Below are 15,383 nucleotides of genomic sequence, written 5' to 3'. Positions count from 1 at the left end.
TACCTAACCGAATGCCTCGGTGATCTGGAGGCTATCGGACTTGGGATCGAGGTGTCTACATCTTTCGGTGGTTCATCCCAGACTTTCGCCAGTGTCGACAGAAGGTGTGGAAGGGCGTTAGGTCACGAGCAGTGACCACAGTGTTGGCTGAAGCTGTCCGGAGCCGCCGGGATCAGGCCCGGGACCGGGCCAGTAGGTAGACGAAGTACGGGGCACCGATCAACGCCACCGCCAGGCCGGCCGGCAGTTGGGCCGGCGCGACGACGGTACGGCCCACGGTGTCGGCCAGTCCGAGCAGGACCGCACCGAGCAGCACCGCGACCGGGATGATCCGCGCGTGCCGGCCGCCGACGAGCGCCCGTGCGGCGTGCGGCGCGACCAGTCCGACGAAGCCGACGACACCGATCGCGGTCACGCTCAACGCGGCCAGCACGGCGGCGACCGCCAGCACCAGGAGACGGATCCGTTCCAGACCGACACCGACGATCCGGGGCGAGTCCTCGTCGATCGCGATCAGGTCCAGCTCGCGGTGGGCGGCCAGGGCGACCGGCAGCGCCACCAGCAGGGCGACCACCACCGGGACCACCTGGGTCCAACTGCGGCCGTACGTCGTGCCGGACAGCCACGTGTAGATCTTCGGCGTGTCCCACGGATTCGACCGCACCAGCAGATAGGTCGTCAGGGCGGTCGCCGCGTACCAGACCCCGACACCGATCAGGACCAGCCGGTCGGTGTGCAGCCCGCCCCGCCAGGCCACGGAGTAGACCAGACCGAAGGCGGCCAGCGCGGCGCCGGTGGCGGCGGCGATCATCGTCGCGTTGCCGCCGACGCCGCCGGTCACCACGATCACTGCGGCCAGCCCGGCCCCACCGGTGATGCCGAGGATTCCCGGCTCGGCGAGCGGATTGCGGCAGGTCGCCTGGACCAGGGAACCGGACAACGCGAGGGCACCCCCGGCGGCCAGCGCCGCCGCCACCCGTGGTGCCCGTTCGTCCAGTGCGAAGCGGATGACGGGCGGTCCTTCACCGGACAGCCAGAGCGCGATGTCGCCGGTGAGCAGCCAGGTGTTGCCGGCGAGCAGGCCGAGCAGCCCGGCGCCGGCGGCGGTCGCGCTGACGACCGCCAGGACCGTCCGGTACCGGCGGCGGCTCCGGGGCCCCATCCGGCTGCCCGGCGGTTGCCGGGTCGGGCCGAAGTCGCGTACCCGGCGGGCCAGCACGATGAGCAGGACGGCACCGACCAGGGTGGTGGCCACCCCGGTCGGCACCTGACCGGCCCGGTCCGCGCCGAGCAGGGCGCGGATCACCCCGTCGGCCAGGACGACCGTCAGCGCGCCGACCAGACCCGCCGCCGGCACCAGTACGGCGTGCCGGTGCAGCGCCGGTACGAACCGTGCCGACATCCGGGTCACCGCCGGCGCGCAGAGACCGACGAACCCGATCGGGCCGGCCAGGGTCACCGCCGCCGCGGTGAGCAGCACCGCGAGCACCGTCCCGACCGCCCGGGTCGCCCGGACCGGTACGCCCAGCGCCCCGGCCGTGTCGTCGCCGAGACCCAGCAGGTCGAGTCGGCGGGCCAGCAGCCCGGCCACAGCCGTGGCGCCGACCACGACCGGCGCGGCCTGCCCGAAGGCGGTCAGCCCGAGCTGGCTCAGCGATCCGCTGCCCCAGGCGAACAGCCCGGTCGTTTCCTGCTGGAAGCCGATCAGCACCGCGGCCGTGGCCGACTGCAACGCCATCGCGACGACGGAGCCGGCCAGCACGAGACGAGTCGTCGAGCTGCCCGCGCCGCCGGCGAGACCCAGAACGAGACCGGCGGCCAGCAGCCCGCCGACGAAGGCGACGACGCCCGACGCCCAGAGCGGCACACCGAGGCCGAACGCCGCGACCGCACTGACGGCGAAGTACGCCCCCGCGGTCACCGCGAGGGTGTCCGGTGAGGCGAGTGTGTTGCGGGCCAGCGACTGGAACAGCGCGCCGGCGACGCCGAGGGCGAAGCCGACCGCGATTCCGGCCGCCAGCCGCGGGAGCCGGGAGCCGAGCAGGATCTCCCGGACCGCCTCGTCGGCACCTGTGTCCCCGCCGCCCGCCGCCGCGAGCAGGTCGGCGAGCCCCACCCCCGAGGTGCCCTGGGTCAGGTGCCAGCCGGCGGCGACCACCAGGGCCAGCCCGAGCGACAGCAGGGTGCCCAACCCGCCGACCACGGCCCGGCGGTCCGCACCGGACGCCGCCACCGGTCTGGTGGCGACGGTGCCCGGCGTCGGACGGAGCCCCGTGGGCACCCGTGGACCGTCGTTCACGATGGTCAGCTGGCCAGGACGTCGACGTAGGCGTCGAGCACCTGCTGCGACGAGCGGGGGCCGCCGAAGGTCCAGATGCCGGCCGGGAAGGCGTACGCCCGCCCCTGCTCGACCGCCGGCAGCGACGCCCAGATCTCGTTCTTCTCCAGCTCGGTCAGGACGCTGCCGGCGGGGTCGGTGGTGCCGGTGTACAACAGGGTGGCGTCGCCGACGGTGGTCATCCCCTCGATGTCGGTCTGACCAAGGCCGTACGCCGGGTCGACCTCGCCGGTCCAGGCGTTCGTCAGGCCGATCGCCTCGCCGAGTTCACCGACCAGCGATCCCTGGCCGAACGGCCGGATAGCGACGTTGCCGCCCTGGACCCAGCCGTCGAAGTAGACGAACTCGGTGCTCGTGAGCTCAGCGCCGGCGATCTGCTGCTTCGCCTCGTCCAGGCTGGCCTGGAACTCGTCGGCGACGAGGTCGGCCCGATCGGAGCGGCCGAGGGTCTCGGCGATCATCGCGAAGGTGTCCAGCATGTTCTGGACCGGGTCGGCGGCATCCGCCCCCCGGGTGGCCAGCACCGGGACGTCGTACTCGGCGAGCTGCGCGATGACCGGGTCGTCCTCGGCGGTGGCCTCGACGATCACCAGGTCCGGGTCGGCGGCGAACAGCGCGTCGAGGTTGGGCTCGCCGCGCAGTCCCACGTCGGCGACGCCGTCCGGCAGCTCCTCGGCGGTGTCCCAGGTGCGGTAGCCGTCCGGGTCGGCCACCGCCACCGGGGTGAGGCACAGGGTGAGGACGTCCTCGATCTGCTGCCATTCCAGTACGGCCACCCGCTGTGCCGGCTCGTCCAACGTCACGGTGCGCCCGAGCGCGTCGGTGACCTCCACCGGTCCGGTAGAGGTCACGGTGGTGTCGTCGGCGCAATCACCGGAGGCGTTGGCCGTGGGCGTCTCGTCTGCGGTCTGCGGGTCGCTGGTGCCGCAGGCGGCCAGCGCCGACGGGATAAACAGGACGGCGGCCAGGGCAGCCGTCATCGATCGGGTTCTCATGGGTTCCTCACTCGTTGGTTGACCGGGCGATCAGCGGCGCCGGTGGTGTCGCCCTCGGGGCTCGACCCGCACCAGACCGGTGGCCGGGTCCACGGTGGTGTCGATCGGCAACCCGTAGACCTCGGAGAGGTGCTCCGTGGTCAGTACCTCGGCCGCCGGGCCGGCGGCCCGCACCCGGCCCTGGCTCAGCAGCACGATCTGGTCGGCCACGTCGGCGGCCTGGTTCAGGTCGTGCAGGACGACGCCGAGCGCCGTCTGGTGCCGGTCCGCGAGGTCACGGACCAGGTCGAGGATCTCGACCTGGTAGCGCAGGTCGAGATGGTTGGTCGGCTCGTCGAGCAGCAGCACGCCGGTGTCCTGGGCGAGACAGGCGGCCAGCCACACCCGTTGCAGCTCACCGCCGGAGAGCTGGTCGACCGCGCGGTGGGCCATCGGCGTGGTCCCGGTCAGCTCCATGGCGTGGTCGACCATCGCCTGGTCGGTGTCGGTGAGCGGGCTGAACCGGCGCCGGTGCGGGTGGCGCCCGAAGGCGACGACGTCGCGGACCCGCAGGCCGGACGGGTGCGGTCGCGACTGGGACAGCAGGGTCACCCGGCGGGCGAAGTCGCGGGCGGACAGCGGTGCCGCGTCCTCGAGGTCGCCGTTGCCGCTGCTGAGCATGATCCGGCCGGACGATGCCCGGTGCAGTCGGGCGAGCGAACGCAGCACGGTGGACTTGCCACTGCCGTTGGGGCCGATCAGGGCGGTCACCACGCCGGGGTGGATGGCGACGGACACGCCGTGGACGACCGTGGTGCGCTGGTATCCGAGCACCAGGTCGTCGCCGTGCAACGCCGTCGCGATCATGTTAGGTGAGGCTACCCTAAACGTTGATCGAGGCAAAGTCGCCGGGCACCGGCCGCCCGGCGTACCGGCGGCGACGCCGGATCCCCGGCCGCAGGACGCCGCTCGGGCATCCCGCGGACCGGGGATCCGGCACCGGTCAGGGCAGGGTGTTCAGCACCAGCGTGCCGATCTCGGAGCCGAGCACACCGGCCCGGTTCTCGCCGGCCACCCCGTCGGCCCGGTTCATCAGTACCGCCACCACGATCCCGTCGTCCGGGTACATCTGTAGATACGCGGTGGAACCGTCGGCGCCACCGGTCTTGCCGATCCGGCGGTGCCCGTCCTCGGTGCTGATCGACCACCCGTACGCGTAGCTCCACCCGGTGTCGACCCACATGGGGTCGAGCGAGTCCGGGCCGACGATCTCGCCGCCGATCAGCTTGTCGCCGAAGCGGGCCAGGTCGGCGACCGAGGACTCCATCCCGCCGCCGAGGACCTTCCAGCTCACCTCGTCGCCGCCGTACTCGTCGTTGGCGCCGTCGTAGAAGGTGCTGCGCCGCACCGAGGTGTCCGACAGGTTCTCGGGCCGCAGGGTGCCCAGGTTGAACGCGGCAGTCAGCTCCGATTCGGTCAGCTCGCCCACCGGGGTGCCGGTCGCGCCCTCCAACGCCGCGCCCAGGATGGTGTAGCCGTGGGTGCTGTAGTGCGGGTCACCGATCGAGCAGACCAGGTCGGAGTCCCAGAACTCGGCCGCGGCCGCGGTGGCGTTGGCGTACCAGGTGGTGCCGAGATCGGTGTCCTCGGCCTGCCACTGCGCGACGTCGTCCGGGTCGGCGCCGTCGTCGGCCTCCGTGCCCGCGTAGTGCCGCACACAGGCACGGTTGCTGGCCACCTGCTCCACCGTGTCGCCGCGATCACCAGAGCGGCGAGTACGCGGCTTCCCGTGCCGCGTACGGATTCGGATCTCATGGTTTGCTGCTCCTCTCGATGGTCCGGCTGACCGATCAACGCTGTCGTTACCGGTAGTGCGATGCTTCGTTGGTATATGAGGAGATTGCCCGCTTTGCGTGGGTGGTGGTGCCCCAGGCGTCCCGAATCGGCAATGAAGGAGTCGGTCATGACCCGCGTGATGACGGTTGTCGGCACCCGGCCGGAGATCATCCGGCTGTCCCGGGTGATGGACCGGCTGGACCGCACCGTCGACCATGTCCTGGTACACACCGGGCAGAACTGGGATCCGGTCCTCTCCGAGGTCTTCTTCACCGAGCTGCGGCTGCGCCCGCCGGACCGGTCGCTGGGCGTGGACACCACCTCGCTCGGTCGGGTGCTCGGCGGCGTCCTGGTCGGCATCGAGGCCGCCCTCGACGACTGCCGGCCGGACGCCCTGCTGGTGCTCGGGGACACCAACAGTGCCATCGCCGCCCTGATGGCCCGCCGGATGCGGGTGCCGGTCTACCACATGGAGGCCGGCAACCGGTGCTTCGACCTGAACGTGCCCGAGGAGACCAACCGGCGCCTGGTCGACCACGTCTCCGACTTCAATCTCGTCTACAGCGAGCACGCCCGCCGCAACCTGATCGCCGAAGGCCTCCATCCGCGCCGCATCCTGCACACCGGCTCACCGATGCGGGAGGTGCTGGAGCACCATCGGGCGGATATCGCCAGGTCCACCGTGCTCGACCAACTCGGGCTGACCGCCGGCGGGTACTTCGTGGTCAGCGCCCACCGTGAGGAGAACGTCGACCGGCCGGACCGGCTGCACCAGCTGCTCGACTGTCTGCGGGCGGTACGCGACGAGTGGGCGCTACCGGTGCTGGTCTCCACCCATCCGCGTACCCGCAAACGGCTGGAGGTGCTGGCCACCGACCCGACCAGCCTCGACCGGATCACCTTCCACGAGCCGTTCGGGCTGTTCGACTACGTACGCCTGCAGTGCGCCGCCCGCTGCACGCTGTCGGACAGCGGCACGATCAGCGAGGAAGCGGCGATCCTGGGCTTTCCAGCGGTGACGCTGCGGGAGTCGATCGAACGGCCGGAGGCCTTGGACGTCGGTGGCATCATCATGACCGGGCTGGACCCGGCCGGCGTGGTGGAAGCCGTCCGGGCAACCGTCGAGCAGGTCGCCTCGGCCGGGGTACCCTGCCCGGCGGACTACCAGGTGCCCGACACCTCACGGCGGGTCGTCGACTTCATCCTGTCCACCGTGCGGCGCCACCACGAGTGGGCCGGGCTGCGTCGCTGAGCGCGGCAACCGTACGAATCGAAGGCTGAGCCGACAGTGTGTGAAACGACGACCCGGGTCCGACCCGCCGCCGGCGGGGTGGCGACCCGGCAGACCACCGCCGACGCGGCGACCGGGACCTTCCGGATCCTCGCCACCGCTGCGGTGTTTGAGCCGGGGTTCCGTGGCGGCGGCCCGATCCGGTCGCTGCGCTTCATCCTGGACACCCTGCCTGACGACCTCGACGTCACCCTGGTCACCCGCGACCGGGACCTGCACGCGAGCGACCGGTACCCGGGGCTGTCCGGCGAACTGGTCCACCGCGACCGCCGCTGCGCGGTGTTCTATCTCGACCCGGTGCGCCCCCGGCAGTGGCTGCGGCTGCTGCGGCAGATCCGGTCGCGGCCGGTTGATCTGCTGTACGTCAACAGCCTGTGGTCGATGTACTCGGTGGTCCCGATCCTGGCGGTGGCCCTGCGGCTGCTGCGGATACCGGCGATCATGATCGCCCCACGCGGCGAACTGGCCCCCGCCGCTCTGGCCATCAAGGGCGGCAAGAAGCGGCTCTTCCTTGCGGTGTGGGCACCGGTGCTGCGTCGCCTCGGTGTGCGGTGGCAGGCGTGCAGCCAGCTGGAGGCGGATCAGATCGCGGCGGCGCTGCCCTGGGCACGGGTGATGGTCAACGGCAACGAGTGTCCGATCCCGGATCGTCCGCCGCCACCGGTCGTGGCGCACGACGGTCCGTTGCGGCTGGTCTTCATCGGCCGGATCTCACCGATGAAGAACCTGGACACGGCGTTGGCAGCGGTGGCCCAGGCAACCCGGCCGGTCGACTTCGACATCTTCGGGCCCGATGAGGACGAGCCGTACTGGGCGCGGTGCGGTCAGCTCATCGCGACGGTGCCCGGCCATGTCCGGGTGCGGTACCACGGCGAACTGCCGGCCGCCGAGGTGCTGTCGACCTTCGCCCGGTACGACGCATTCCTGTTCCCGACGCTGGGCGAGAACTTCGGACACGTCATCCTGGAGAGCCTGGCGGCCGGCTGCCCGGTCGTCTGTTCCGACCGGACCCCGTTCAGTGAGTTGATCTCCAGCGCCGGCGGGGTGGTGGTCCGGCCGCTGACGGTGTCGGCGCTGGCCGAGGCGGTGAACGAGCTGGCTGGCCGGTCGGCGGGTGAGCGGGCCGCGGCGAAGGTGACGGCGGGGCGGCGGTACCGGCTATGGCGGCGGCAGGCGCGCGAACTCAACGTCCTCGACCACGCCCGCCACTTCTGCCGGTGACCCGCCGTCACCGGTGTGCTGCCAGGCTCGTTGGACTGGGTGTGTCCAGTCGTCTTCGTACGATCGTCCGGCGGGTGCGGGACCATCTGGCGGCCAGCCGGGATCCCGAGGCGTTCGTCAGATCGTTGGGAGTCAACCTGACCGGCCGGGTGCGCTTCTACGGCGTGAACCGGGCGATGTTCGGCTCGGAACCGTGGCTGATCACGATCGGCGACAACGTCTACATCACCTCCGGGGTGCAGTTCGTCACCCACGACGGGGGAACCCTGATCCTCCGCAAGGAGCATCCCGAACTGGACTGGACGGCTCCGATCGTCATCGGTGACGACGTCTACATCGGGATGCGGGCGATGATCCTGGCCGGGGTGACCATCGGCAACCGGTGCGTCATCGGCGCGGGTTCGGTCGTCACCCGCGACATCCCGGACAACACGGTGGCTGCGGGGGTGCCGGCCCGACCGCTGCGCACGACCGACGACTATCTGCGCAGTCTGCAGGCCAAGTCGCTGGGTATCGGCCACCTTCCGGTGGCCGCCAAGCATGCGGAGATGAAGCGGATCTACGGCGTACCGGCGCGGTGATCAGGCCCGGCGGTAGGCGATCCGCGGCGGCGGGAACTGGTGCACACCGGCGACCGCGACCGGCCCGAGCAGGCCGGCCACGCCGGACATCTGGTAGCCGAATCGGTTACCGGTCATCGCCGCCGGGCCGGAACCGATGTTCAACGCCGTGGCACCGCCGACCTGGCTGGTCCGCAGGGTGGGCGGGGTGGTGGCGGAGCCCTGCCACACGACGGCGTACCAGTGCCAGCTGGCGGGCAGCGTCACCGGCGTGGTCAGCACGTACTCCCGGATACCGGCGGTGGCCACACTGAGCGCGCCGAAGTCGGCGATCGGTCCCTGCGACGCCGGTCGACCGGTCGTCGGGTCGTGGGCGTACACGCCATGGCGCAACCAGCCGCTACCGGTCGCCGTAATCTCCACACACACCCGGTCGACCCGGGTGGCCTCGGCCAGGTACATCGGGTGCAGCAGCAGCCGCTGGAACGCGTCGGTGCAGGTGGTGGTCCCGGTAGGGCCGGCCAACGGCAGGAAGTAGCTGCCGATCCCGGAGGTGGCTCCGGGCAGCGGCTGCGGGCTGGCCTGGTCGGGGTCCGCCCGCCACATGCCGTACCCGGGGGAGACCGGCACCTGGTAGGCGATGCCTTCGGCCGCGACCCGCTCCGCGACGGCGAGGTTCGTCGGTCCGACCGGGACCAGCCGGCGGTGGAACAGTTCCGACACGGCCATCCGGGCGGCGGCGACGGTACCCACCCGCTCGATGATCACGAAGTCGCTGCTGCCGTCCGAGACGACCAGCTCGGTCGCGGCCGACGGCGGTGCCAGATAGCGTCGGTACGCGGTACCGGTGACCGTCTGTCCCGGCCAGAGCTCGCGACCCCACACCAGCTGCGGGTAGTTCTTCTTCAGGCTGGACGAGACGAACCAGCTCTTCGCTGTGGTGTGCCGCACCCTGGTCGCCGGCTCTCCGTCGTCGACCGGCAGCAGACCGGCGGCGATTCCCCACAGCTGGACCCCGCCGCCGCTGACCGCCCACTGGGTCATGCCGGTCGCCGGCATAGTCGGGTCCCGCAGACTCGCCGGGGTGATATCGGTGATCGCGGTGATCGTGTCGATCCGCGCCCAGGACGACCAGTTCAGTGTCCCGGCCGCCTCGACGTTCGGCATGAACTGCAGGCGGCTGCCGCCCGCCGGCACGGTCAGCGCCGAGCACTGGGTGACCCCGGTACTCAGGGTGAACCGGTCCATGGCGGTCACCCGCTGGGTGACCAGCAGGCCCCCCGGCGACCAGCGGTAGTCGTTGTCGATGCGACACATCGGCGGGATCCGGGTCATGATGGTGGCGAGCGGTGTGCCGATGTTGGCCTGGGCGGTGTCGATCATCCCCCGGTACGAGGGGATCACGTAGGACTCCCGGATCCGCAGCTGCTCACCGGTGGACCGGCCGTCGGGCACCGGCCGGCCGTCGAGGTCGACGACCACGGTGTGCGAGTGGGTGGCCGGGCGGATCTGGACGTCCGGGGTCAACCAGGTGATCGGTACCGAGGTCCGGTTCGTCGCCCCGGCGACGTGGGTGAGTGCCGCCGCCGGCCGCACCCGCACGCCCTGGGTGACCCCGTCGACGATCGTGTACGGGTTGCCGAACAGCAGGCTGTTGCCGTTCGGCACGGCGAGCAGGGTGAAGGTCCGGATTCCGTCGGTCCACCGGGAGCCCAGGTCGGCGGTGGTCTTACCGTGGTTGGTGAGCGCGACCTGGGTGCCGATGTTGTAGCCGTGGTTGCCGCCGATGTACGACCAGCCGGTGTGGATCGGGCAGTTGTCGTCCGAGGTGTCGTGGATCCGGGTGCCCACCGCCGACATGACCGGCCAGACCTGGGCGTCGGTGGCGGTCGACGGCACGAGGGTGACCTGGGGCAGGCCCGCGTGCCACATGCCGACCATGGACTCGGCGTAGGCCAGGTTGGCCGGCATCACCAGGTCCCGGGTGCCGTCGAACCTTGACCTGATCGACATCAGGGCGTTCGACCGGTAGACCGTCAGTCCAGGCATCTCGGCACCTCCATGGCGAGCCGCGCGACCTGCTGTCACTGTGCGCCTTTTCGCAGTTCAGGACGGTTTTCGGTCGGTGACATGACAACGCTGCCGGCCGTTCGGCGATCCTTGCGGGCGGTATAGACAATGTGAGGCGATATCTCTGACAAAAGATGTTATGAACCCGTTACCCGCTCCTCGGTCGGCTCGATGTACAGGTGACCGGGCGGCACTGCGAGGAGTTGTCCCATGCGCATTCTGATCACCGGCGGAGCCGGCTTCATCGGCTCCAACCTGGCCCGTGCCGCACTGGTCGAGCCGGCGGTGAAGGAGGTCACCGTCCTGGACGACCTGTCGGTCGGACTGCGCGACAACCTCACCCGGCTGGACGTCGAGGTGGTCGAGGGGTCGATCCTGGATCCGGCCGCACTGGACGCCGCGATGGCCGGCCGGGAGGCCGTGGTCCACCTCGCCGCCCTGCCCAGTGTGCCCCGGTCGCTACGCGACCCGGTGGCCTCCCATCACGCGAACGCGACCGGAACCCTGCTGGTGCTGGAGGCGGCCCGCCGGCACGACGTTGCCCACCTGCTGGTCGCCTCCTCCTCGTCGGTGTACGGCATGAACCCGACGCTGCCGAAGACCGAGCTGACCTGGACCCGGCCGATGAGCCCGTACGCGGCGAGCAAGCTCGCCACCGAGGCGTACGCCCTGGCCCACCAGGCGTCGTTCGGGCTGCCCACGCTGGCGTTGCGGTTCTTCAACGTGTACGGCCCCGGGCAACGGCACGACCACGCCTACGCTGCGGTCATCCCCCGGTTCGTCCACGCCGCGCTGCGGGGCGAGCCGGCCCTGGTGCACGGCGACGGCACCCAGTCCCGGGACTTCACCTACGTCGGTACGGTGTGCGCGGTCATTCTGGACGCGCTGCGGCGCCGCGTGCACCACCCGCACCCGGTCAACCTTGCCTTCGGCGCCCGGGCCAGCCTGCTGGAGGTCCTCGACGACCTCGCCGGACTGCTTGGCCGGCGCGTCGACCGCGAGCACGCGCCGCCGCGTCCCGGCGACGTCGCGCACTCCCTCGCCGACACCGCCACGTTGCAGGCGCTCTTCCCTGGCATCAGCCCGGTCGACCGTCGGGACGGCCTGCGGGCGACCGTCGAGTGGATGGCCCGTCGGCTGGCCGTCGAGCCCGTCGCGAGCCGGTGACAGGGGCCGCCGACCGGACCGGACCGGACGGCCGTGACCGTGACCGTGCCGTACGGTCCGGCATCGCTGCGGCAATGGCGGCGAAGGCGACCGGCATGGCGGCCCCGCTGGTCATCACCCCGGCCTGCTTCCAGTACCTCGGTGACCAGCGGTACGGGCTGTGGATGGCGGTCACCGCGCTCACCGGGATGGCCTGGTTCGCCGACCTGGGGCTGGGCAACGGACTGCTGACCCGGCTCAGCCGGCTCGGTACCGACGTCGGGCAGCAGGCCAGGGAGATCTCCAGCGCGTTCGCCACGGTCGGCACGGTCGCCGTCGCCCTGCTCTGCGGCCTGTTCGCGATCAATCCGCTGGTGCCCTGGGAACGACTGTTCGGGGTGACCGATCCGCACATCGCCGCCGAGACGTCGACGGTGGTCCTGCTGTCGTTCGGAGCGTTCGCCGTCAACATCCCGCTGTCGCTGATCCAACGGATCCAGTACGCCGACGGTCAGGTCGTGCAGAGCAGCGTCTGGCAGTCGGCCGGCTCGCTGGCCGCCATGGTGGCGGTGCTGTGCGCCATCGTCGGTGGATGGGACCCGCTGGCGGTGATCGCTTGTGCGGTACTGGCGGTGCCCGCCGTCAACCTGGTCAACACCGTGGTCTACTTCGGCGTGCAGCAGCCGGCCAAGCGCCCCGGCCCCAGGTTGGTCGACCGGGCGACTGCGGCCGGCCTGCTCCGGCTCGGCCTGCGGTTCTTCGCGCTCACCGTGATGTCGTCGATCGCTGTCAACGTCGACAGCCCGCTGGTGGCGAACATCCTCGGACTCGCCGTGGCGGCGCACTACGCCGTCGTGGTGAAGCTCTTCGGTGTGCTGTCCATCTTCGTCGGCCTGGTCGGCATGGCGGTCTGGCCCGTGAACGGTGCGGCGTTGGCCCGTGGCGAGGTGGCCTGGGTACGCCGGCACACCCGACGGTTGGTGTTGCTCTACGGGGCGGTGGTCGGGGTGGCGGGCGCGGCGCTGGCCGGCTGGGGGCACCCGTTGATCGAGTTGTGGGTCGGCGGCATCGACCCTGCCGTGGTGCCGGTCCCGGTCCTCGCCGGACTCGCCTGCTGGAGCTTGCTGGTCGCCGTCAGCTCGCCGCTGATCCTGGTGCAGAACAGCGCCGGGCTGCTCCGGCCGCAGGCCGTCGGCTGGGCCGCGTTCCTGGTCCTGGCGACCGGCCTGAAGATCTGGGGCCTGCACCATCTCGGTCTGGTGGCCGTGCCGTTGGCGGCCTGCGTGGCTTACCTGCTCACCATCTGGCCCGCTGCGGTGATCGGCTACCGGCAGGCAATGGACCGGGCCGGCCACGGCGCCGGCCCGTCTCCCGCAGCGCCCGACAATGCAGCGCCCGACCCGGGCGCTGGCGGTGGCACGGCGGTCCGGCCGACAGTCGACGGAAGGGGGACCGGTGTCCGAGTTGGCGGTTGACCCGGACGACGTCCGTGACCATCCGGCCCCGCCCGGCGGTGGGGCGACCGCCCCACCGCCGGGCGGGGCCCGTCGCCGTGTCCTGCGGGTGGTGGGCGAACTGAACTACGGCGGCACCGAGACGCGTACCGCGGAACTGCTGCCACGGCTCGTCCGTGGCGGCACCGTGATACATCTGCTCACTCTCAGCGACCACGTTGGACCGGGACCGCTGGCCGGGACGGTCGAGCGGTACGGTGGCTCGGTGACCGCCGTACCGCTCGGTGCGCGGTTTCCGGTCCGGTTCCACCGTCTGCTGCGCCAGCTGCGGCCCGACGTGGTGCACGTCGACTGCGCCAACTTTTCCGGCGTGCTGCTCGCCCTCGCTGCGGTCGCCGGGGTGCCCGGCCGCGTCGCGCACTTCCGAGGGGACGACAACGCGCCGAGGAGCCCGCGCCGTCGGATCCTCCGGTGGCTCGGCGGGCGGCTGCTGCGGACCTTCGCCACCGACGTCCTGGGCGTGTCGCCCGGCTCGCTCACCTTCGGCTTCCACCGGGCCTGGCGGGACGATCCACGCTGCCAGGTGGTGCTCAACGGGCTCGACCTGGACCGCCTGCGTCAACCGTCTGTCGATGACCTGCGGGCGATGATCGGAGCGGGCGTCGCCGATCTCGTCTGCGTCAGCGTGGGACGGGCCTCGCCGGAGAAGCGCCGCTGGCTGCTGCCGCCGATCCTGGCCGCGTTGCGTGACCGGGGGGTCACCGCGCATGCCGTACTCGTCGGGCCGGGTGATCCTGCCGACGACGCCCGGGTGCGTGCCGCGGCGGACGCCGTCGGGGTGACCGGCCGGGTGCATCTGCTCGGCCCCCGAGGCGACGTGGGCGGCCTGCTGGCACAGGCCGACCTGGTCGTCCACCCGTCCAGCCTGGAAGGGTTGCCCGGCGGGGTGCTGGAACCGGTCGCGCTGGGTATCGGCACGGTGGCCTGCGACCTGCCCGGCGTGCGGTTCATCGACGAGCGGCTACCCGGCGTCGTGATCGTCGATCCCGGGGCGTCGGCGGCGGACTGGGCGGAGGCTGCGCTCGTCGCGGCCGCGTACACCGCCGCGACCACCCCCTCGGCCGCGAGCGATCGATTCGCCCACAGCCCGTTCGCGATCGATGCTGCGGCCGAAACCCATCTGGCGATCTACCGGCGGCGTCCGGGCCGCGTCCGGACCTGCACCGAAGGAGTCTGATGACCGAGCAGACCACGACAGTCGAGGTTGGACCACGAGCCGGTCACCGGCCGGCAGACCGGCAGCGTCGGCCACGGCCGCTGCTGATCGGCGCGTACGCGTTTCCGCACGGTGACGCCACCTCGAACCGGCTGCTGCAACTCGCCCGCTGCGCCGCCGGTGAGGGCGGGCCGACGCTGGTGGTCAACGACTGGCCTTGCGAACTGCCGTTTCCGCCGGACGGGCCACGGGCCAGCGGCGTCGAACTGATCACCTTGCGGATCCGGGGAGCCAACCACGTCAGCCGGATGTCGGCCCGTCTGGCCCGTCCGGTCCGCGTGCTGCGGGCGTTGCGGCGCCGTGGCGTCGGCCGCGGCGACGTCTCCGTGGTCCTGCTGCCGATGGCGATGATGACGTTCGGCAACTGGGCGGTGCTGCGTCTCGGGCTGCGCTGCCCGGTCGTGGTCGACGCCAGCGAACGCCACGACCGGCGACAGTTCCGGCGTGGCTGGTCCGACCCCTACTTCCTGCGCCACCGGTGGTCGACGTTTCTGGCGACCAGGCTCGTCGACCGGTTCACCGCGGTGTCCACCACCCTGGCCGGGTACTTCGAGCGCCGCGGCGGGGCCGTGCTGGTGGTGCCTCCGCAGGTGGACTGCGACGAGTTCGCGCCGCCAGGGCCGCCGTCGCTCGACGCCGGTCTGCGTCTGCTGTACGCGGGCACGCCGGGGCGCAAGGACCTGCTTCACGTGATCGTCGCGGGGATCGGCCGACTGGCACCGCAGGACCAGCGGCGGGTCCGGCTGACCATCGCCGGGATCACCCGCGACGACGCGGCGAACCTGTCCGACCTGGACCCGGCGGTGCTCGAGTCCGTCCACGCCGAGGTGGTGTTCCTCGGCCGGGTACCCCGGGAGACCGTGTTGGAACTGCTGGCCGAGTCGCACTTCGCCATGCTGGTGCGGCCCACCGGCGGCTACGCGGCGAACGGCTTTCCGTCCAAGGTGCCGGAGAGTCTCGCCGCGGGGTGCCCGGTGCTGCTCAACCACACCAGTGACCTGGCCGAATACGTGCGTGACGGTACCGAAGGGCTGGTGCTCGACGGCAGCGGTCCGGACGACGTCCGCCGGGCGGTGCAGCGCGCGTTGCGGCTGCGCGACGAGCAGTGGACGGCGATGAGCCAGGCGGCCCGGTCGCGGGCCCGCCGTTCGTTTGACCACCGGGCCTGGTCGCAGCGGGTCAGTACGTTCGTCGTCCCGGCCGAGGGCCGGAACTGA

At 71.5% G+C, this 15,383-nt stretch carries 12 protein-coding genes; 7 read left to right on the top strand and 5 right to left on the bottom strand.

Annotated elements, in window-relative coordinates; genetic code table 11:
* Window positions 1-172 precede the first annotated feature (172 nt).
* The 4 genes from O7610_RS08745 to O7610_RS08730 all read right to left on the bottom strand — a co-directional run bounded on the left by O7610_RS08745 (window position 173) and on the right by O7610_RS08730 (window position 5,365).
* Window positions 173-2,281: an iron ABC transporter permease gene (locus O7610_RS08745; protein ID WP_281555225.1), complete on the bottom strand. Its 2,109-nt coding sequence runs from the start codon at window positions 2,279-2,281 to the stop codon at window positions 173-175.
* 23 nt (window positions 2,282-2,304) lie between these two features.
* Complete coding sequence (locus tag O7610_RS08740) at window positions 2,305-3,333, bottom strand: ABC transporter substrate-binding protein (RefSeq protein ID WP_289213025.1); 1,029 nt, start codon at window positions 3,331-3,333, stop codon at window positions 2,305-2,307.
* A gap of 30 nt (window positions 3,334-3,363) precedes the next feature.
* Entirely contained in the window at window positions 3,364-4,179 is an 816-nt protein-coding gene (locus O7610_RS08735) for an ABC transporter ATP-binding protein (protein WP_289213024.1), read from the bottom strand.
* 136 nt (window positions 4,180-4,315) lie between these two features.
* Entirely contained in the window at window positions 4,316-5,365 is a 1,050-nt protein-coding gene (locus O7610_RS08730) for a serine hydrolase domain-containing protein (protein WP_289213023.1), read from the bottom strand.
* On the opposite strand from O7610_RS08730, the gene wecB reads away from it, so the two are divergent.
* From wecB to O7610_RS08715, 3 genes are all read left to right on the top strand, one after another.
* A complete protein-coding gene (gene wecB, locus O7610_RS08725) occupies window positions 5,276-6,400 on the top strand; it encodes a non-hydrolyzing UDP-N-acetylglucosamine 2-epimerase (protein WP_289213022.1) in 1,125 nt (374 codons plus the stop codon). The two genes, O7610_RS08730 and wecB, sit on opposite strands and share 90 nt — an antisense overlap.
* A 36-nt stretch (window positions 6,401-6,436) precedes the next feature.
* Window positions 6,437-7,660, top strand: coding sequence for a glycosyltransferase family 4 protein (locus O7610_RS08720; protein WP_289213021.1), 1,224 nt, complete (start codon window positions 6,437-6,439; stop codon window positions 7,658-7,660).
* A gap of 74 nt (window positions 7,661-7,734) precedes the next feature.
* Window positions 7,735-8,241 (top strand): acyltransferase, encoded by a 507-nt coding sequence (locus tag O7610_RS08715; protein ID WP_281555219.1) that lies wholly within the window; start codon window positions 7,735-7,737, stop codon window positions 8,239-8,241.
* Here the strand turns inward: O7610_RS08715 and O7610_RS08710 are convergent, their stop codons facing one another.
* Complete coding sequence (locus O7610_RS08710; RefSeq protein ID WP_289213020.1) at window positions 8,242-10,269, bottom strand: hypothetical protein; 2,028 nt, start codon at window positions 10,267-10,269, stop codon at window positions 8,242-8,244. It abuts the gene before it with no gap.
* Window positions 10,270-10,500: 231 nt separating this feature from the next.
* On the opposite strand from O7610_RS08710, the gene O7610_RS08705 reads away from it, so the two are divergent.
* The 4 genes from O7610_RS08705 to O7610_RS08690 are packed head-to-tail and all read left to right on the top strand — an operon-like array spanning window position 10,501 to window position 15,383.
* On the top strand, window positions 10,501-11,457 hold the full coding sequence (locus O7610_RS08705; RefSeq protein ID WP_281555217.1) for an NAD-dependent epimerase/dehydratase family protein: 957 nt from the start codon (window positions 10,501-10,503) through the stop codon (window positions 11,455-11,457).
* Window positions 11,412-12,911, top strand: coding sequence for a lipopolysaccharide biosynthesis protein (locus tag O7610_RS08700; RefSeq protein ID WP_348651194.1), 1,500 nt, complete (start codon window positions 11,412-11,414; stop codon window positions 12,909-12,911). The genes O7610_RS08705 and O7610_RS08700 overlap by 46 nt, the downstream gene beginning before the upstream one ends.
* Window positions 12,892-14,127 (top strand): glycosyltransferase, encoded by a 1,236-nt coding sequence (locus tag O7610_RS08695; protein ID WP_281555215.1) that lies wholly within the window; start codon window positions 12,892-12,894, stop codon window positions 14,125-14,127. The genes O7610_RS08700 and O7610_RS08695 overlap by 20 nt, the downstream gene beginning before the upstream one ends.
* Complete coding sequence (locus O7610_RS08690; RefSeq protein WP_289213019.1) at window positions 14,127-15,383, top strand: glycosyltransferase family 4 protein; 1,257 nt, start codon at window positions 14,127-14,129, stop codon at window positions 15,381-15,383. The genes O7610_RS08695 and O7610_RS08690 overlap by 1 nt, the downstream gene beginning before the upstream one ends.

It is taken from the genome of Solwaraspora sp. WMMA2065 (genome assembly GCF_030345075.1).
Taxonomy (GTDB): Bacteria; Actinomycetota; Actinomycetes; order Mycobacteriales; family Micromonosporaceae; genus Micromonospora_E.
Note: the sequence above shows the minus strand (reverse complement) of the source record. Positions and strands in the feature narration are given on the sequence as shown.